The sequence below is a fragment of the Pseudomonas sp. RG1 genome (assembly GCF_025910115.1).
Taxonomy (GTDB): domain Bacteria; phylum Pseudomonadota; class Gammaproteobacteria; order Pseudomonadales; family Pseudomonadaceae; genus Aquipseudomonas; species Aquipseudomonas atacamensis.
This window is the reverse complement of record NZ_JAPCIK010000011.1, coordinates 19065-38490: the sequence shown is the minus strand read 5'-3', so window position 1 is coordinate 38490 and position 19426 is coordinate 19065. Positions and strand designations below refer to the sequence as shown.

The window sequence follows — 19426 nt, the reverse complement described above, 5'->3', positions numbered from 1 at the left end:
GCTCGATATGAGGGTGGGACAGTAAAAAAATCATTGAATGACACACCGCTTTCGCGAGCAGGCTCGCTCCCACAAAGGACACATGCATTTCAACTGAAGGCTTCGTTCGCGCTGCAACAATACGGCGAAGTTAGCGACTGGCCTGCAACGCTCGGGCTTTCTCCAGATGGTTTTGCAGCTTCGGCAAGGTCTCATCCGCAAACGCTTTGATTTCCGGCACGTCGGTGGTCTGTGCCTGTTGCTCGATCTGGGTGATGGCCTCTTCGGTCGCCTTGACCTGACTGGCGGCGTAGGCCTGATCGAAAGTCGCGCCGTCCTTCACTTCCGGCATCAACTCTTTGGCCTTGTCGGCGAGTTCTTCGCGGGGGGCAACCGGCAGGTCGAGCTTCTTGGCGATTTTCGCCAAATGCTGGTTGGCCGTGGTGCGGTCGTTGATGACGACGATGGTGTAATCCTTGACCTCTCTGGATTCGGTCTTGCCGTGGGCCAGACGGCTGGCTTCGATGTCGGCCATGCCTTTAGCGGAGGCATCGTTGATGAATTCGGCAGGCGACTGGGCGAACGCAGTGCTGGCGCACAGGCCCAGCAAAGTCGCAAAACTGGCATTACGTAAACGGGTGGCCATCCGGCTCATGGTCGCGCCCTCCTTCGTGGAAAATTCAAGCGGGCCGTGATTCGCCCGCTGCTCAAATAGTCGCGGCGGACAATTGTCCGCCTCAGTTAAGAAGGCTTTGGCGTTCAAAGGTTTAGAAAATCTGCCGGGACCGCGACGAACGGTGCGCTCGCTTCAGATGCCCAAGGCCCGATGATTCAGGCGCTTGGCCGCATACATGGCTTGATCGGCATGCCGGAACAGTTGCTGTTCTTCTTCACCGTGTTCAGGGAAACGCGCCACGCCGATGCTCGGTTCGATACGCAGGTCATGGCCGTCGAGGCGCATGGGCTGCGCCAGTACCAAGCGGATTTTCCCGGCGACGCTGTCGGCATCTTCAGCGGCATGCACGCTATGCAACAGCACGACAAACTCATCGCCACCGATACGCGCCACGGTGTCGGTTTCACGCACGCAGCCTTTCAGCCGATTGGCCACGGTTTGCAGGAGCATGTCACCGACGGCATGGCCATGGGTGTCGTTGACCTGTTTGAAGCGATCCAGATCGACATACAGCAGCGCCATGTGTCCGTGCACGGTTCGCGCATGGGCCAGCGCAGCCCTGAGCCGATCACGCAGCAGTTCGCGGTTGGGCAGTTGCGTCAGTTGATCGTATTGCGCCATGCGCCTGAGCCGCGCATGCAGTTGCTGGCGTTCGATGGCCGTGGCGACTTGTGCGCAGACGTATTGCAGCAGTTCCTTGTCCTGCTCGGTGTAGCGTTCGCCGCCCGCGAGGCTTTTGACGATCAGGGCACCGATGGTGCCGTTTTTTGAGCTCAGCGGTACGCCGAGCCAGCAAGGCGCGTTCTGCTCCGCCACCAGCGCAGCGAAGTCGGGCGTGGCATCGGCGCTGTCCGGGGTCAGCAACATTGGCTGGCCGCTGCGGATCACTTGCGCGCAAAGCCGTCCGATGACCGTGCCGGGCTGCTCGGGCTGCAATTCGTGATCGTCGACGTGATAAGGAAAATTCAGCTGCGCGCAGTGTTCGTCGTACAGCGCCACAGAAAAATTCAGCGCCGGCAGCCACTCGCCAATCAGCAGATGGATGCGTTTGAACAGCGCCAGCAGATCCTCCGCCGCATGCGCCGCCTCGGAAATCGCGTACAACGCCGCTTGCCGCGACTCGGCCTGCTTGCGCTCGGTGATATCGCGGGCGACGGCGATGCGCAGTTGGTCGACCTCCGACCAGCGCGCCGACCAGGAAATATGCGCGACGCTGCCGTCCTTGCGCAGGTAGCGGTTCTCGAAATTGTGCTTCGGGTCGCCGCCCATGATTTCGCCTGCGGCCGCGAGGGTGCGCTGGCGATCGGCCGGGTGCACCAGCTCGATCATCGAGCGGCCGATCAGTTCGTCAGGCGTGTAGCCGAAAATCCGCTCGCAGGCAGCGCTGACAAAAACGAAACGGCCCTGCTTGTCGACCGCGCAAACGGCGTCCAGCAACAGGTCCATGTAGCTCGCCAGCGGCGCAGGGTTTGGGCTTGCCATGGTTCTAACGATTGTCCGCACAGTGCAGCGATTTCAATCATCCATGATCGTGATTGCGCGTCCCTGCCCATTCCGTCAAGTCTTGTTCGGCAGCAGCCCCGGCAGCGCGTGCATCAACGCGTTGATGGCGAAGCCGATAAACATCACGCCGCATAAACGGGTGATGAGCAGCTCATGCCGCTGATACACCATGCGCACTCGCTGTGCGCCGACCACGCCGATGAGGATAGCGTAGGCCAGGGCGCCGCCGATGAAACTCAGGGCGATCAGTGCGGGCAGCATCGACCAGTTGAGCAGTTCGGCGCGGCTCGACAGCAGCGCCGTGAAGGTCGCCACCGCCACCGGGTAGGCCTTGGGATTGGTCAGGCCGAAGACGATACCGTGCCAGAACGGCTGCCGCGCCGCCCCTTGCGCCTCGTCGCCATTGCGGCGTTGGGCACGCACCGCACGCCAGCCGAGCCAGAACAGGTACAACGCGCTGAGCACGCCGAGCACATCGAACGCGGTGCTACCGATCTCACGGGCGCCGACGATTGCCACCAGCGCGGTACTGCACCAGATCACGTCGCCGAGCAGATGCCCACACAGAAACCCCGCCCCGGCCCGCCGCCCATGGGCCGCGCCAATCCCGAACACCGCCAGCACGCCCGGCCCGGGGGTGATCCCGTAGATGAAACCCGAAGCCAGAACGGCCAACAGCAATGATGGAGTCATGAGAAACCTGCAAGCGCCAGAACACGTGGCGCAGAGTCTATATCAACAAGATTGAAGCGGATCAGGGTTCGTCGCGGAAACGCATGCCGGGGTACGGTTTCTGCCGACACGCAGCCAGCCGCGACTGCAAATCGCCGACATGGGCTTCCAGCTTGTGGCCGTCGGGGTCGAGAAAGTAGAACGACGCGCCCTCGCTACGGTTGTCTCGCCACTGCGGCACCTGAGCCGATTTCAACGTCTCAACCAGTGAAGTGAAGTCTGCCGCGCTCACGCTCAAAGCGTAATGGGTATAGTCCGCGCCCGGCTCCCCACTGCGCTGAGGATCTTCTGACAAGCACAACCACAGTCCGGGCAGTGACAAATAGGCGCCGTTATCCCACGTCGCTTCAACGTCCAATTGCAGCACATCGCGATAGAACGCCAGACTGCGCTGCAGATCGCGGACGGCCAGGGTCAGGTGGTTAAGACCGGTAAGCATCGAATCAGTAACCTCTGAGGTCTTCGGGAACGACATATTGCTGGCCGTCGTAGATCAGGGTGACCTGGGTGTTCTTCAGGTTGGTGGTTTTCGAAGCGCATTGTTTGCCCGAAGTGAAAGACTCCATCAACGAACCGCTGGAACTGACGATCAGATCCGCAAACCCGTTGTGGCTGGATGAGCCGATTTCGACAGTCCTGCGAATGCGTGTGTCTCGCGTATCGCACTCCCCGGTACCCTCACCGAAATCCTTGCGCACCACCAGGCCTTCCAGCACTGGGCGTAAGCGATTGCCTTCGCGAACATACAAAGCCAGGTCGGTTTTGGAGTACGGATTCGCTCTGGAACCGTGGCTCATGAACGTCGATCGCAGCCCGAACGCACGGACATCCGCCGCCAAGCGGTAACGCGCCGTATCGATGATCAGATCATCGAAGCTGATCGCATCGGAGTTGTAAGCGCCGGGTTTGGTATAACTGGCGACTGTGTTGCCCGTCGTGGCGTTAATTACTGACAATGCCAGATCGAACACGCCGTCTTGAGCACCCGCGGAATCGGGAACGAAGGTGGCCTTCGCTGCAATTGATTGAGTGTTGAACGCAGGCCAGATTTTGCAGCGCGAGAGAGTATGGCCGTCGAATTTTTTTACTTCGCAAGCGGCATGGACCTGAGCCGTAAGCGCGAACAAGCCGAGGGCGATATAGATTCGGAGATGCAGATTCATGATTCTTCCTTGAAGTATTCGTATCAGTAACACCAGTCACATGCCCTTGAAACCTTGCGGCAAAACGTAGGTTTTGCCGTCATAGCGCAACGTGGTCAGCACCGGCTTTTCGTGGGTAGTTTTCGACTCGCAGGTGTCGGGTGGCCCCTCACCGACCAGGCCCGTAGTGACCGAGCGGACAATGATATCGGCGTAACCATGGGAACTGGTTTTGCCCATCTCAAGCGTACGCACCGTCTCCGAGCGCTCTCCGGCGCAATTGCCATCCCATTCGCCACTGAAGCTGTAGACGACCAAGCGATCCAGCACCGGGCGCAGTTTGTCGCCTTCTTTCACATAAAGCGAAAGCAAGATTTCATCCAGCGGATTAACGCGTGACGAGCCTTTGAAATGAGCGCGAACGCCGAAGGCACGCAGGTCGGGCGTGAGTTTATAACGCGCCGTATCCAGCTCCAGACTCTCCAGCGCGATGGCATCGGAGAGAAACGCCGACTGCTGATGATAGGTCGCCAGCGGCTTGGGGCTGCCAGCGGTAGTGACGGCCAGAGCCAGATCGTATGAACCCACCCTGCCGTCCTGGCCATAGACCGGATCGGGCACGAACGTCGATAGCGCGGTAATCGTCAGCGACGGATAAGCCGGCCAGTCCTTGCACAAAGAAAAGTCCGCTTCGCCACTGACCGCAGGCGGCGTGCAATCGGCCCACGCCTGCCCAGCCACCAACCACCCGCAGAGCGCCGCAGCGCTGATCCATATGGACTTCATTGTCACTTCCTGCTCCTTGAAGATATTTCCAGGCGCGCACTATCCCTTTCTGCATCGGAGGATTCAACAGATCTGGCCAGCGAATCCTCTCATGTGTCTGAAGTCGGAATTCGCGAGCAGGCTCGCTCCCACAGGAAATCCGCATTGCAAATGTGGGAGCGAGCCTGCTCGCGAAGGCGTCATCGCCGACGCAGCCAATCTCAATACTTGTCGAGCGTACGCAACTTCTGCGGCAAGCCCCACAGCAGCAACGCTGCGGCGATCAGCGCGGCGACGCCGATGACGTACAGCGCCGGGGTGGTGCTGCCGGTGAGGTCCTTGATGCGTCCGACCATGACCGGGCTGACAATCCCACCGAACTGCCCCAGGGTATTGATCACCGCGATCCCGCCCGCTGCGCCGGCACCGGCGCCCGCCAGTAGCTTCGGTGGCAGGGTCCAGAAGCTCGGAATCGAAGCGATGATACCGGCGCCGAGCAGGCCGAGCGCGACGATCAGGAAGGTCGTGTGGCTGGCGAAGATTCCTGCGCTGAAAAAGCCGATCGCGCCGACGATCACCAGCCCGGCGACAAACTTGCGCCGTTCACCGGTGGCGTCTGACAAGCGCCCGATCACCACCATGCTGATCGCCCCGCAGATGTACGGAATGGCGGTCAGCAGGCCGATCATCACCGGGCTTTCGGTGCCGGCGCTGCGGATCAATTGCGGTGCCCAGAAATTCAACCCGTAGGACGCGACCTGAATCAGGAAGTAGATCAAACCCAACGTCAGGAACCCGGGTATTTTCAGCGCCGCGAGCAATGAGCCGCCGCTCTTGTGTGGCTCGTGATGGGCGATGCGACTGGAGAGCAATTTCTTCTCGTCAGCCGTCAGCCAGTGCGCATCCTCGATGCGGTCCTTGAGCTGGGTCAGCACCAGGAAACCGAGGGCGATGCACGGCACGCCACCAAGCAGGAACAACCAGTGCCAGCCGCGCATCTGCAATACGCCGTCGAGGTGTTGCAGCACCAGCCCGGAGAACGGCGCGCCGACCAGCCCGGCGAACGCCGAGGCGAGAAACAGCATCGAGGTGATGCGGCCACGGAAGTGCTGCGGAAACCACAGGGTCAAGTAATACAGCACGCCCGGAGCAAACCCGGCTTCCATCGCGCCGATGACGAAGCGCAGCGCATAGAACTGCCATTCGCTGTTGACGAAGACCATCGCCGCCGTCGCCACGCCCCACGACATCATGATCCGCGCGATCCAGCGTCTCGCGCCGACCTTGTACAACATCATGTTGCTCGGCACTTCGAACAGCACGTAACCGACCACGAACAGCCCGGCGCCCAAGCCATACGCGGTGTCGCTCAGGCTCAGGTCGGTCTGCAACTGAAATTTGGCGAAGCTGATGTTGATGCGATCGAAAAAGGCGAACAGGTAGCAGACCATGATCAGCGGCATCAGGCGCCAGGCGACTTTGCTGACCAGGGCTTTTTCGGCGTCGTGATCGACGGACGGATTCACGCCCGCCTCCATTACGTTGAGGCTCATAGATTTTTCTCCAGGCGGACTGCCGATGGGCGTCCGATTGTTTTTGTTGTCTGGTTACTGCTGAATGCTTTTGAACTGTGGGAGCGAGCCTGCTCGCGAATGCGCCAGATCAGTCGATACCGATGTTGAATGACACACCGCGTTCGCGAGCAGGCTCGCTCCCACAAGGGTTTTGTATCTTCAGATGGGCATCGGATGCAGATCGCAGTTGCGCCCGGCCTTGGCCAGTTGGCCGGGGACATCGTGGCCCAACAGCGCCGGCAAGCCGCGCGAAAGCTTCAGCAGCAGCGGCAAATCGATGCCCGTGTGAATGCCGACTTCATCGCACAGATTGACCAGATCTTCGCTGCAGATATTGCCCGACGCGCCCGGTGCGAACGGGCAGCCACCGAGGCCCCCCAGCGCCGCATCGAAGCGCCGCGCGCCGGCCTCGTAAGCGGCCAGCACATTGCACAGCCCAAGGCCGCGAGTGTTGTGGAAATGCAGGGTCAGGTCAGCCGGCGAAACCCGCTGCAAAACGCGCCGCACCAAGCGATCGACCTGACGCGGATTGGCCATGCCGGTGGTGTCGGCGAGGCTGATGCCCTGAATGCCGAGCTCTTGATAAGCGTCGACAATTTGCAGCACGCGATCCTCATCGATCCGGCCTTCGAACGGACAACCGAACGTGGTGGCGATGCTGCCGTTGAGGCGCACACCTGAGCCGCTGACAAACGCAACGATGTCAGCGAACGCCGCCAGCGACTCTTCGCAACGCATGCGCATATTGGCCAGGTTGTGGGTCTGGCTGGCAGACATCACCAGGTTCAACTCATCGGCATTCGCCGCCAGTGCGCGTTGCGCGCCTTTGAGGTTGGGAATCAACGCCACGTAAATAACACCCGGCTGACGCTGAATGCCGTTGAACACTTGCTCGCCGTCACGCAGGCCCGGAATGGCTTTGGGCGAGACGAACGAGCCGGCCTCGATGCGGCTGAATCCGGCCTGTGACAAATGATTGATCAGGGCGATCTTGTCAACGGTCTCCACCCACGTCGGCTCGATCTGCAAACCGTCGCGGGGCGAGACTTCCTGGACGATCAGGGTTTGCGAATAGTCAGTGATCATTGCACCACCCCCTGGCCTTTCAGACGTTCAATGTCGAGTTCAGTCAGGCCAAGATTGGCGAGAATATCGTCGGTGTGCTGGCCCAGTTTCGGCCCGGACCAGTTCACCCCGCCGGGCGTCTCCGAGAGTTTGGGGACAATGCCGGGCATCTTCACCGTTGCGCCACCGGGCAACTCGGCATCGATCAGCATGTCCCGCGCCTGATAGTGTGGATCGGCGACGATGTCAGCCACCGAGTAGATGCGCCCGGCCGGCACTTCGGCAGCTTCGAGAGCAGCCAGTACCTCGTCGATCGGCAGGCTGCTGGTCCAGTGTGTGATGGCTGCATCGAGCAAACCGCTCTGCGCCGCGCGGCCGTCGTTGTGGGCGAACTCTTCTGCCTCGGCCAGATCAGCGCGGCCGATGGTGTGCATCAGACGCTTGTAGATCGGGTCGCTATTGCCGGCAATCACCACGTAGGCGCCGTCGGCCGTGAGGTAGGTATTGGAGGGCGCGATACCCGGCAGGGCACCGCCGCTGCGTTCGCGGACATGGCCAAGCATGTCGTATTCCGGCACCAGACTTTCCATGACGTTGAACACGCTTTCGGCCAGCGACACATCGACGATCTGTCCACCGCCCTGCCCAGTCTTGACCCGCAGCAGCGACATCAGCGCGCCAATCACCGCGTGCAGCGAGGCCAGCGAATCGCCGAGGCTGACGCCGACTCGCGCCGGTGGCGAATCGGGATTGCCGGTGGTGTAGCGAATGCCGCCCATGGCCTCGCCAATCGCACCGAAACCGGGCCGGTCGCGGTACGGGCCGGTCTGGCCGTAGCCGGAGATACGCACCAGGGTCAGGTTCGGATTCAGCGCATGTAGCACGTCCCAACCCAGACCGAGCTTTTCCAGCGCACCGGGGCGCAGGTTTTCGATGATTACGTCTGCATCACCGGCCAGTTGCTTGACCAGCTCGATGCCTTCAGCGGATTTCAGATTGAGCGCCAGGGATTTCTTGTTGCGCGATTGCAGGTACCACCACAGCGATGTGCCTTCGTGCAGCTTGCGCCATTTGCGCAGCGGGTCGCCCTGACCCATGGCTTCGATCTTGATCACCTCGGCGCCGAACTCGGCAAGCATGCGCGCGGCAAACGGCGCGGCGATCAGGGTGCCGATCTCGATCACTTTGATTGCACTCAAAGGGGCAGTCATCGCGGGTACCTCTTGTTCTTGGAATATGTCGCCAAGGCTAGAGGAACGATGATCGGCGAATCCAGCCGTCTCTCGGCAAAGGGCGTTCGCGAAATGCGAATGCTTCAGCGATGTGGTGAATTCGAAGCCGCTTTCGCGGGCAGGCCCGCTCCCACAGGGTTCGAAGTCAGCCGCACAATTTGCATACACGCTGGAAACTGTGGGAGCGGGCTTGCCCGCGAAGAGGCCGGCCCATTCAATAGAGATTCAGGCGCCCTGCCCGCGCAAATGCTCAAACAACATCCGGCTCACCGGCGACAATCCCGCCTCATCGCGCACCACCACAATCAGCGTGCGATCGGACCAGTTGTCGGTCAGCGGCACCGCACGCAAGCCCAGTGCCTGACCAAACAACTCATAGGCTCGCTGCGGCAGAATGCCGATGCCCATGTTCGCCTGGACCATCCGGCACACCGCATCGAATCCCGGCACATGAATGCGGATGCGCAGGACTTTGCCGGCCTGCCGCGCCGCCGCATGGGTACGCATGTTGATCGAACTGGCTGCGTGCAAGCCGACGTAATCGCTGTCGAGAGTTTCATCAAAAGTCACGGATGCGCGCGTAGCCAACGGATGCTCCGGGAGCATCACCACCACCAGTTTGTCCTGGCGGTACAACACGCTGTGCAGGCCTTTGGTGTCGCTGTCGTCGGAGCAGATGCCGAGGTCGGCGACGCCATCGAGCACGCCCTGAATCACCCCGGCGCTGGGGCGTTCTTCAAGGTCGGTCTTGACCTGCGGATGCCGCGCGGAGAAGTCGCGCAAGTCTTCAGGCAGGAACTGAATGATCGCCGAAAGATTGGCCAGCATGCGCACGTAACCCCGCACACCATGGCTGTGCTCACCCAGCTCCAGGCCCATCTTTTCCACATTGAAGAGCATCTGCCGGGCGTGGTGCAGCAGGGTTTCACCGGCCGGCGTGAGGATCATGCCTTTGGCCTGACGCACGAACAAAGCGATGCCCAGCGCCTCCTCCAACTCCATCAGGCGCTTGCTGGCCGCCGACACCGCGATGGCCTCGCGCGCAGCCGCACGGGTCAGCGTGCCTTCCTCGTGGACGGCGACGAACAGTTGCAGAGTGATCAGGTCGAGACGGCGGATCAGGCTTTTTTGCAGCATGGTGGGCTCGAAGGCAGGGTTCATCCGAGCCGGCAGGATAGCCCGGTTTTACCGCTGACTGCTCAGTTGCCCATGCTGGCGCGCTGTTTTATGACAGGTGCGGTCAGCAAGCGAACCAGCTGCGCGCTGTCGTCCCTGCGACCCAACACCAGGATCGAAGAGCCTTGCAGGCAGGCATCGATGGCTGGCCATGAAATATCCTTCGCGCCCTCGACAGCAAACGAATCATCCACTGCGCCATCGACCAGAAAGCCTCCCGTCAGCAAGCCTCGTGCGCTGCCCGAGGTCTGTCCGACCGCCACAATACGTTTGCCAGCGATGTCATCCAGCGCAAACCCTGCTTGCCAACCTCTCAGGTCGAGTTCATGCGCCGTCGGGCTGAGGACAGGGTTGTTGAACGCGTTATCCATTTGGCCAGCGTAGGTAATACCACTGATGAATCCATGTTGCAGTTTCGTGTCTTGCGTTGACTCGACCGCCGCACCGAGCAAAAGCAGGCGCTGCGCCGTTTGCACAGCGATGTTGGTCACGTGGCTTTCGAGCGTCTTGCCATCCCGTTTAATGTTCAACAGCAACATGCCCTGATCGCCGAACGCTTGTGCAACTTTGCCGTTGTGGTCGAACGCCATGACCAATCCCTGATTGGTTACTTCCGTTTTGCCATGCAGCAGGATCTTCCCATCGTCGAGCTGGATGATCCCGGACAGCGAAATGGCCACGCCTGGCAGCGACAGGGGCAGCCAACCGTTGCTGGCAAACGATAAATCGTCCGAGCCATCGAGATGGAATCGCGTCAACAGGCCACTGCCCTTTTGCGCGGTCACAAACAGCAGCCTGTCCGGCTGCGCAAGCTGCGGATCGGATTTCGCCAGCAGCAGTTGCCCATGGGTCGCCCCAAAGAGTGCCGGAATCCGCATGGGCACAATCCGGTAGCCATTACTGTCGCCGCCGAACTCGATATCCGGCGAACCGTCGGGAAGAAACCGCGCGATGACTTGTTGATATTCAAGAGTCTGGTCTTTGACGACGCCAATCACACCGCACATCCAGATCCGCCCGAGCGCATCAACGATCAATCGCCCGCCTTGGGTGAGCGAGCCTGTGCCGAACCGGCCGCTGAGATATCCGCCGGTGCCGAAATCCGGGTCCGGATTGCCATCGGCATCCAGGCGCGCAAGGCCGTAGTACGAATGGCCCGATTGCTCGACGGTAGCGCTGACCATGATCTGCCCCGAAGGCGTGATAGACACGCCTTCGGCAATGGTCTTGGCCGCTCCGGGAAATTTCAGCGTTCGCAGACCAAACAGAGCGTCCAGCTCCCCGGCTGACTGCGCGGTTGGGGGCAATGGCGCGGTGGATTCCGGCATGTTCGTATTCTCCTGTGGGATCGACATCGATCCCCTCGCTGAGAGCATTCGACCCGAAGAAGCCACGCCGGACAACTGACACAAATGACAGTTTTTTAGAAGAAAACGAAATTGATCACCGTGCAAAAAAGACTGGAGGACTGGTAGTTCTTACAGGTTCGAATTCAGGCACGTCATGCCAACCTCAGCGTTCAAATCAGCCATGGACGAGAAGAACGATGAGCACTCGCGACGAGCACATGCCACAACCGGCCCCGGCCCCGACCATCACCTACCCCGAGGAGGCCAGCACGACGGGACCTGCGACATTGTTGCTCGGCAGCGGCATGCCCGATGCGCTTGTACAGGTCTGGAACATTGAAAACACCCAGTCGCTCGGTGCAGGGCTGGTCAGCGCAAAGGGACGATGGGCGTTCAGCATCAGCGGCGCCCAGGCTCCAGGCCAGCAGAAGATTCACGCCCACCAGACGTATGCAGGCATCACGTCTGAATGGAGTGACGAGCGCGGATATGAGGTGCGACTACGGCCCGAAATCGACGTCCCGGGCGTCTTCGTACCGCTTGAGGGAGCGGAGGTAAATGCGCCTCTGTTGTTGTCGGGAGATGTCACACGGGCCGAGGGTTTCGTCAGTGTTTTCGATCTGGACACTGGCCTGGAGATTGCCAGGGCAGCGGTCGAAAGCGACCGGAAATGGCAAACACCGGCTGCACACTCATTGGCAGTCGGGCAGTACCGTATATCCGCCGTTCACAACATCGCCGGCCAGGTTTCAGACTGGGGCCGTGTGCGGACATTTACCGTGGTCGCAGAAGCAAGCGAAGGACTGTTCGACTTCGCTCGCCTTCGCGCCTTCATTCAAAACGCGTTGCGGAAAATTTCCTCGATCTGGCGCTGATCTGCCGCCCGTGGATTGGTCAGTCCGCACGCATCCTTCAAAGCATTGGCGGCGAGCACCGGGATATCGCTGAGTTTCGCGCCCAGCTCACGCAGTCCTCCGGGAATCTCGACGTCCTTGGCAAGGTTGCGAATGGCATTGATCGCCGCCTGCGCGCCCTCCTCTGCGCTGAAACCACGAATATCCGCGCCCATGGCGTGGGCGACGTCCCTGAGTCGGTCAGCGCAGACCAGCGCATTGAAGCTCTGCACATGCGGCAACAGCACGGCATTGCAGACGCCGTGGGGCAAGTCGTAGTAGCCGCCCAGCTGATGCGCCATTGCGTGGACAAATCCGAGCGAGGCGTTGTTGAACGCCATGCCGGCGAGGAACTGCGCGTAAGCCATGTTCTCCCGCGCCGCCAGGTCGCTGCCGTCGCGCACAGCCAGACGCAGGTTGCTGCTGATCAGGCTCATCGCTTTAAGCGCGCAAGCATCGGTGATCGGGTTCGCGGCAGTAGAGACGTAGGCTTCGATGGCGTGGGTCAGCGCGTCCATGCCGGTGGCGGCGGTGAGGCCTTTGGGCATCGCGACCATCAGTTCCGGATCGTTGACTGACAGCAGGGGCGTGACGTTGCGGTCGACGATGGCCATTTTCACGTGGCGCGATTCGTCGGTGATGATGCAGAAACGGGTCATTTCGCTGGCAGTGCCGGCGGTGGTGTTGATAGCGACCAGAGGCAATTGCGGCTTGCTCGAGCGGTCGACGCCTTCGTAATCGCCAATCTGCCCGCCATTGGTTGCGCACAGGGCGATGCCCTTGGCGCAATCGTGCGGCGAGCCGCCACCCAGCGACACGACGAAATCGCAACGGCTTTCCTTCAACAGCCCCAGACCCGATTCGACATTGGCCGTGGTCGGGTTCGGTCTGGCGCCATCGAAGATCACCGAATCGATGTCCTGCATCGCCAGTTTCTCGGCAATCATTGCGGCCACGCCCGCCTTGGCCAGCCCGGCGTCGGTGACAATCAGCGCCTTGCGAAAACCATAATTGCGAATCGCGACCATGGCTTCGTCGAGGCAGCCGCTGCCCATGATGTTGACCGCCGGAATGAAGAAGGTGCTGCTCATCGTGTGTCTCCTGACTGAAGCCGGATCGACTGCCTCGATTCGGCGGGTGCACACAGGATCGACCGATCGGTCACAAGCAATGTTGATCTGGCTCAATGTCCGCTCGTGATAAAGTCGCCGTCCATCTGCCCTTTGTTTTGAGACCGCCCACGCAATGACCGATTTTCTCGATGTCGACGCCACCCTCGAAGACTGGAATGCCTTGCGCGCCGCGAACGATTTCCAGGGTTTGCTGGTGGGCAATGGCGCCAGCCGCGCGGTATGGGATGACTTCGGCTATGACTCGCTGTTCGAGAACGCCCGTACGGTCGAAGAGAAACCGCTGAGCCCATCGGAACTGGCGGTGTTCGATGCGCTGCAAACCCGCAGCTTCGAGCAAGTGCTGGGCGCCCTGAAAACCACCAGCCGGGTCAACAAGGCCCTGGCGGTCAGCTCGGCGGCGCCGCGCAATCGCTATTACGCAATCAAGGAAGCGCTGATCAACACCGTGCACGCGGTGCACATCCCGTGGCGGCTGGTGCAGCCTTCGACACTGACAGTGCTCAATGCTGAACTGGCGCGCTATCGCACGGTGTTCACCACCAACTACGACCTGCTCAATTACTGGGCACTGCAACACCCCGGCGAGGCCATCGACGACCTGTTCAACGGCGCGGACGCGAGTTTCGATCTGAGCCAGAGCGCCACCGACAAACCGCGTCTGCTGTACCTGCACGGTGGTCTGCATCTGGTGCGCAATCAGGACGGCACCGCACGCAAACTGACCTCGACCGAGGGCACCCTGCTCGGCAGTTTCGCCATCAACAATACGATCAAGACGCTGGACGACGTGCCGCTGTTCGTCACCGAAGGGCCGAGCGCTGACAAGCTCAAGACCATTCGCAGCTCCGATTATCTGTCGTTCTGCTACGAGCAATTACTGGCTCATGGCGACAGCCTGTGCATCTTCGGCCATGCGCTGGGCGAGCAGGATGCGCATCTGGTGCGCGCGTTGCGCCTGGCCCGACCGAGATGCGTGGCGATCTCGATTTACCCGCGCAGCGCCGCATTCATTCAGCATCAGAAACGTCACTATGCCAAGGTGTTCGACGGTACCGGCGTTGAGTTGCGGTTCTTTGATGCCAAGAGTCATGCGTTGGGTGATCCGCAGTTGTCGGTACCGGTTGAAGTTTGATATTGGCCGGGCTGACGCCTTCGCGAGCAAGCTCGCTCCCACAATGGAATGTAGTCACCTGTGGGAGGGAGCCTGCTCGCGAAGACGGCCTATCAGCCAATACAAAAGGTGACTGGAACACCGCTTTCGCGAGCAGGCTCGCTCCCACAGGTTGATGTCGGATTTCAGAGGACAGGCAGGGTCTTGTCCTTGATGGTTTTCGTCGGGCCGTTGGCCTTCACGCTGGCGATGCCCTTGTCGCACGCGCCATCCGATGAATACGACTCGCTGCTGCCGATGACCTGGTGATTGGCCGCCTTGAGGTTGAAGTACGGGTGGCCATCCTTGGTCGATTTTTTCTCGTAACGCTCGTCCAGCGGGCTGTTGGCCTGCACCGAGGCGATGCCGCCGTCGGCGCCGGCGCGGGTGCTGTAGAGTTCGCTGGTCAGAATCGTTTCGGCGTTCGCCGCTTTCAACACGAACCTGAATTGGCCGTTGCTGCTTTTGCTCACTTCGTACCATCCGGACATGTCTGTTTCTCCTGGGGGCGATTGAGAGATTTCGCGCTTCAGAGTAAAGACCAGCGTCTGCGATCTGTCGCCTGCCTCGACTACAAGGTGATTTTCGTACCGAGCAGACCGAGGAAACCGGCCAGCCATTTAGGATGCGCCGGCCACGCCGGAGCGGTGGCGAAATTTCCCTGAACATGGCCGTCGGTCACCGGAATGTCGATGTAGGTGCCGCCCGCCAGACGTACTTCCGGGGCGCAGGCCGGATACGCGCTGCATTCACGCCCCTCAAGCACACCCGCTGCCGCGAGCAGTTGCGCACCATGGCAGACCGCTGCGATGGGCTTGCCGGCGTTGTCGAACGCGCGCACCAGTTCGAGGACTTTGTCGTTCAGCCGCAGGTATTCCGGCGCACGACCGCCGGGAATCAGCAGCGCGTCGTAATCGGCTTCGCTGGCCTTGGCGAAATCGAAATTGAGCGCGAACAGGTGACCGGGTTTTTCGCTGTAGGTCTGATCACCTTCAAAATCATGAATCGCAGTGCGCACGGTGCTGCCGGCGGACTTGTCCGGGCACACGGCGTGCACCGTGTGGCCGACCATCTGCAGGGCCTGGAACGGCACCATCACTTCGTAGTCTTCGACGTAATCGCCGACCAGCATCAGAATCTTTTTCGCGGCCATGGGAAAACTCCTCGGGGAAAGGTCTGGGGGTATTCAAGGTAGACCCAAATTGAGCTGCAAGCTGCAAGCTGCAAGCTTCAAGCTTCAAGCTTCAAGAAAAAGCAGGATCACCCATATCAGGCACACCAGCGTCATGCTTCAACTTGCAGCTTGCAGCTTGCAGCTGCCTGTTAAGGCATATAACCGTCAGCGCGCAGCAGTGTTTCCAGGCAGTGTTCGCTGATGTGGTAGAACGCCTTGAGCTCTGCGATCTTCGCCAACAACTGCGTCGGATCGACCGGTTCGGCGCGTTTTACCGCGAGAATCATCTTGTTCTTGTTGGTGTGCTCCAGCGAGATGAATTCGAACACCTTGGTCTCGTAACCACAGGCTTCGAGGAACAGTGCACGCAAGCTGTCGGTGACCATTTCCGCCTGCTGGCCGAGGTGCAAGCCGTATTGCAGCATCGGCTTGAGCAGCGCCGGGCTCTGGATCTGCAGGCGGATCTGTTTGTGACAGCAGGGCGAGCACATGATGATCGACGCACCCGAGCGGATGCCGGTGTGGATCGCGTAATCGGTGGCAATGTCGCAGGCATGCAGGGCGATCATCACGTCCAGCTCACTCGGCGCCACTGTGCGCACGTCACCGCACTTGAACACCAGCCCCGGATGTTCAAGCTTCGCCGCAGCGGCGTTGCACAGGTTGACCATTTCTTCGCGCAACTCGACGCCAGTGACTTCGCCCTCGGCCTTCAGCGTGTTGCGCAGGTAGTCGTGAATGGCGAACGTCAGGTAGCCCTTGCCCGAACCGAAATCGGCGACCCGCACCGGTTTGTCCAGCGCCAGCGGCGACGAGGTCAGGGCATGGCTGAACACTTCGATGAACTTGTTGATCTGCTTCCACTTGCGCGACATCGCCGGGATCAGCTCCTGCTGCGCATTGGTCACGCCCAGGTCCTTGAGGAACGGACGGCTCAATTCGAGGAAGCGGTTTTTCTCGCGGTTGTGCTCGGCGGACGGCGCTTCACGCAATTGCTGAGGTTTGCTCTTGAACAGCGAACTCTTGCCCTTTTTGCTGTATTCCAGCTGCGCTTCGTCGGTCAGCGTCAGTAAATGCGCATTTTTGAACGAGGCCGGCAGCAGACCGCCGATCAGCGCCACGCCCTCGTCAAGCGACAGGTTCTTGGTGATATCTCGAGTCTTGTAGCGATAAACGAAGGAAAGACACGCCTGCGCCTTGACCGTCACCGGTTTGATGATGACCCGTTGCAGATCCGCCTCTTCACCGACGTATTTGGCCAACACCAATTTGATAAAACCGTTGTCGTCGAGGCTGGCTTGCAGCAGCTCGATGAACTGAGCGTGGTGATCGGCGGCCGGTTTGGCGGACGGCGCGGAAGAAGCGGAAACGGACATGGACAAGCGGCCTCGGACGGGCGGAATCGGGAATGGCGGGTATTTTAGGGGGGATGAGGGTTGGGGACACCCTCTTATTTACCCAACGGCAAAATCCATGACAACGACCTTTGTGGCGAGGGGATTTATCCCCGATGGGGCGCGAAGCGGCCCTCTGTTTTCGGCCCGTCAAACCACGCGCGCAGGTGTTGCGACTGCTACGCAGCCGATCGGGGATAAATCCCCTCGCCACAGAGGCCAAATATGCGCGACTGCTTCAGCCCAACACCACTAACCGATTCGGCAATTCATTCCTCACCTGCGTCACCGGCACATGCACCTTCAACAACTCGCCACACGCCTCCACGCACGTGACAAACCCTTCCAGCGTGCGCCCCTGACTGACCTGTTCGGTAAACGCTGCGACAATCGCGTCCCAGTTGCTGTTATCCAGCCGTTTGGAAATCCCCTCGTCCACCAGAATCTCCACATAGCGCTCAGCCTCGCAGACAAAAATCAGCACGCCGGTGCTGCCCACGGTGTGGTGCAGGTTCTGTTCGAGAAACTGCCGCCGCGCCAGGTTGGAGGCGCGCCAGTGGCGCACACGGCGCGGGACCAGATGCGTGGTGATTTTCGGCAGACGAAACAGCAGGCACAGGACGATGAACATGCCCCATTGCACCAGCAGCAGACTGCGCAGGGTCAGCCAGCCGGTGAGGTAGTGGACGATGCCCGGCAACACCAGCGCCAGCAGGCTGGCCCAGAGCAGCGGGATGTACGCGTAATCGTCGGCACGGGCAGCGAGTACCGTGACCAGTTCGGCGTCGGTGTCGCGTTCGACCCGGGCGATGGCCTCGGCGACTTTGCGTTGTTCGTGTTCAGTCAGTAATGCCATGTCGAAAAGTGCCTGCTCATTATTCTTTTGATCTCACCAGCCGCCGGACGAACCGCCGCCGCCGAAACTGCCCCCGCCACCGCTGAAGCCGCCACCGCCACCGCCGCCGAATCCGCCGCCACCGCCAAAGCCGCCCCCTCCTCCGGAGCCGCCCCGGCCGGCAGGCAGGATACCGAGCATCTGGCAGACAAACACCGTCACGATGAACAACATCACCAAAAACATGAACAGCGCCGGGTGCCGCGAGATGAAATCATCCGCCGGGTCGCCGCTGGATTCGTACACGGTTGAGGGTTCGTCCAGCGGATTGCCACCGAGCACTACCAGCATCGCCGCAACGCCGTCGCTGATGCCTTTGCTGAAATTGCCGGCCTTGAACGCCGGCGTGATGACCTGATGAATGATCACCGACGACTGCGCATCGGTCAGGCGATCCTCCAGGCCATAGCCGACTTCGATGCGCAGTTTGCGCTCGTCACGGGCGACGATCAGCAAGGCGCCGTTGTTCTTGTCCTTCTGGCCGATGCCCCAGTGCCGACCAAGCTGAACGCCGAAATCCTCGATGGTGGTGCCCTGCAGATCCGGCAGCGTGACCACCACCAATTGCTCGCCGGTGGCCTGCTCGTGCGCCTGCAATTGCTGGCTCAGTTGCGCGCGAATCGATGGCTCGAGCATTTGCGCCTGATCGACCACGCGCCCGCTCAGCGGCGGAAACGTCAATTCGGCCCGGGCGCTGACGGCAAACAGCCAGAGCAGCAGCACCAGGCTTAGTTTCAACACACGCATGGGCGACCTCGAGTCAGAATTTCACTTCCGGGGCCTTCTCCGCGCCGGGCGTGGTGGCTTCGAAGGTCTCGCGCATCGGCAGATCGCTGTACATCACGCTGTGCCACAGGCGACCGGGGAAGGTGCGGATCTCGGTGTTGTACTTCTGCACCGCCAGAATGAAATCGCGACGCGCCACGGCAATGCGGTTTTCCGTGCCTTCGAGTTGCGATTGCAGAGCGAGGAAGTTCTGGTTGGCCTTCAGATCCGGGTAGCGCTCGGAGACCACCATCAAGCGGCTCAATGCGCCGGTCAGTTGATCTTGCGCCTGCTGGAACTGCTTGAGCTTCTCGGGATTGTCGAGGGTGCTGGCATCGACCTGAATCGAGGTGGCCTTGGCCCGCGCTTCAATCACGGCGGTCAGGGTTTCCTGCTCATGGGCGGCATAGCCCTTCACGGTTTCCACCAGATTGGGGATCAGGTCGGCACGGCGCTGGTACTGGTTCTGCACCTGGCCCCAGGCGGCTTTGGCCTGTTCGTCGAGGGTCGGGATATTGTTGATGCCGCACGCGGTCAACAGCGTGGCGAACACCAGCAACGTGGCGATCTGTAGCCGTGAACGGGAGGTTGAGCTGATATTCATTGCAGTGATGCTCCATGACACATTTGATTTAAAAACCGAGCGCTGGGCATTCCCGGCCAGCGGTTGGGGCATAATCGGCGCCGCCACTGGCATGCGACGGGTTAATCGGCTAAAAAGTGCCCTCGCGTTCACGTTGCCGCTGTCGGCTGCGGTTTTCCGGCTCAGGATTTTGCGCCGGCACCCGAACAACAATAGTCGCTCCCTACATTTTGGCTGGCCGGTGTT

At 60.6% G+C, this 19426-nt stretch carries 20 protein-coding genes; 2 read left to right on the top strand and 18 right to left on the bottom strand.

What is annotated here, in order from left to right:
* Positions 1 to 130 precede the first annotated feature (130 nt).
* The 11 genes from OK411_RS07510 to OK411_RS07460 all read right to left on the bottom strand — a co-directional run bounded on the left by OK411_RS07510 (position 131) and on the right by OK411_RS07460 (position 11172).
* Complete coding sequence (locus OK411_RS07510; protein ID WP_264364655.1) at positions 131 to 634, bottom strand: DUF4142 domain-containing protein; 504 nt, start codon at positions 632 to 634, stop codon at positions 131 to 133.
* A 153-nt stretch (positions 635 to 787) separates the two neighbouring features.
* Positions 788 to 2137, bottom strand: a complete 1350-nt coding sequence (locus OK411_RS07505; RefSeq protein ID WP_264364654.1) for a sensor domain-containing diguanylate cyclase — start codon at positions 2135 to 2137, stop codon at positions 788 to 790.
* A gap of 75 nt (positions 2138 to 2212) precedes the next feature.
* Entirely contained in the window at positions 2213 to 2851 is a 639-nt protein-coding gene (locus OK411_RS07500) for a LysE family translocator (RefSeq protein ID WP_041478891.1), read from the bottom strand.
* A 61-nt stretch (positions 2852 to 2912) separates the two neighbouring features.
* Positions 2913 to 3329, bottom strand: coding sequence for a fosfomycin resistance glutathione transferase (fos, locus tag OK411_RS07495; RefSeq protein WP_129998874.1), 417 nt, complete (start codon positions 3327 to 3329; stop codon positions 2913 to 2915).
* Between the two features lie 4 nt (positions 3330 to 3333).
* Entirely contained in the window at positions 3334 to 4053 is a 720-nt protein-coding gene (locus tag OK411_RS07490) for a hypothetical protein (RefSeq protein ID WP_264364653.1), read from the bottom strand.
* Positions 4054 to 4089: 36 nt separating this feature from the next.
* Entirely contained in the window at positions 4090 to 4818 is a 729-nt protein-coding gene (locus OK411_RS07485; protein ID WP_249121162.1) for a hypothetical protein, read from the bottom strand.
* A gap of 200 nt (positions 4819 to 5018) precedes the next feature.
* Entirely contained in the window at positions 5019 to 6350 is a 1332-nt protein-coding gene (locus OK411_RS07480; protein ID WP_016771305.1) for an MFS transporter, read from the bottom strand.
* A 180-nt stretch (positions 6351 to 6530) separates the two neighbouring features.
* Complete coding sequence (locus tag OK411_RS07475; protein WP_217879466.1) at positions 6531 to 7457, bottom strand: hydroxymethylglutaryl-CoA lyase; 927 nt, start codon at positions 7455 to 7457, stop codon at positions 6531 to 6533.
* Entirely contained in the window at positions 7454 to 8647 is a 1194-nt protein-coding gene (locus tag OK411_RS07470; RefSeq protein WP_217879465.1) for a CaiB/BaiF CoA transferase family protein, read from the bottom strand. Before OK411_RS07470 ends, OK411_RS07475 begins: the two co-directional genes overlap by 4 nt.
* A 246-nt stretch (positions 8648 to 8893) precedes the next feature.
* Entirely contained in the window at positions 8894 to 9805 is a 912-nt protein-coding gene (locus tag OK411_RS07465) for a LysR family transcriptional regulator (RefSeq protein WP_264364652.1), read from the bottom strand.
* A 62-nt stretch (positions 9806 to 9867) separates the two neighbouring features.
* Entirely contained in the window at positions 9868 to 11172 is a 1305-nt protein-coding gene (locus tag OK411_RS07460; protein ID WP_264364651.1) for a hypothetical protein, read from the bottom strand.
* 218 nt (positions 11173 to 11390) lie between these two features.
* Here OK411_RS07460 and OK411_RS07455 point away from each other — a divergent pair, with 218 nt between their 5' ends.
* A complete protein-coding gene (locus OK411_RS07455; protein ID WP_177421639.1) occupies positions 11391 to 12068 on the top strand; it encodes a hypothetical protein in 678 nt (225 codons plus the stop codon).
* On the opposite strand, the gene yiaY is transcribed toward OK411_RS07455, so the two are convergent.
* Positions 12029 to 13177, bottom strand: coding sequence for an L-threonine dehydrogenase (gene yiaY, locus OK411_RS07450; RefSeq protein ID WP_264364650.1), 1149 nt, complete (start codon positions 13175 to 13177; stop codon positions 12029 to 12031). The genes OK411_RS07455 and yiaY overlap by 40 nt on opposite strands.
* Before the next feature lie 154 nt (positions 13178 to 13331).
* Here yiaY and OK411_RS07445 point away from each other — a divergent pair, with 154 nt between their 5' ends.
* Positions 13332 to 14351: a DUF4917 family protein gene (locus OK411_RS07445; RefSeq protein ID WP_207808287.1), complete on the top strand. Its 1020-nt coding sequence runs from the start codon at positions 13332 to 13334 to the stop codon at positions 14349 to 14351.
* A 164-nt stretch (positions 14352 to 14515) separates the two neighbouring features.
* Here the strand turns inward: OK411_RS07445 and OK411_RS07440 are convergent, their stop codons facing one another.
* From OK411_RS07440 to OK411_RS07415, 6 genes are all read right to left on the bottom strand, one after another.
* Positions 14516 to 14860: a YegP family protein gene (locus tag OK411_RS07440; RefSeq protein ID WP_071174640.1), complete on the bottom strand. Its 345-nt coding sequence runs from the start codon at positions 14858 to 14860 to the stop codon at positions 14516 to 14518.
* Positions 14861 to 14940: 80 nt separating this feature from the next.
* Positions 14941 to 15522, bottom strand: a complete 582-nt coding sequence (locus tag OK411_RS07435; protein WP_039762696.1) for a DJ-1/PfpI family protein — start codon at positions 15520 to 15522, stop codon at positions 14941 to 14943.
* Positions 15523 to 15692: 170 nt separating this feature from the next.
* A complete protein-coding gene (locus OK411_RS07430; protein WP_264364649.1) occupies positions 15693 to 16919 on the bottom strand; it encodes a class I SAM-dependent methyltransferase in 1227 nt (408 codons plus the stop codon).
* A gap of 256 nt (positions 16920 to 17175) precedes the next feature.
* Positions 17176 to 17793: a TPM domain-containing protein gene (locus tag OK411_RS07425; RefSeq protein WP_264364648.1), complete on the bottom strand. Its 618-nt coding sequence runs from the start codon at positions 17791 to 17793 to the stop codon at positions 17176 to 17178.
* Between the two features lie 33 nt (positions 17794 to 17826).
* Entirely contained in the window at positions 17827 to 18579 is a 753-nt protein-coding gene (locus tag OK411_RS07420) for a TPM domain-containing protein (RefSeq protein WP_264364647.1), read from the bottom strand.
* A 13-nt stretch (positions 18580 to 18592) separates the two neighbouring features.
* Positions 18593 to 19201: a LemA family protein gene (locus OK411_RS07415; protein ID WP_024011957.1), complete on the bottom strand. Its 609-nt coding sequence runs from the start codon at positions 19199 to 19201 to the stop codon at positions 18593 to 18595.
* Positions 19202 to 19426 lie beyond the last annotated feature (225 nt).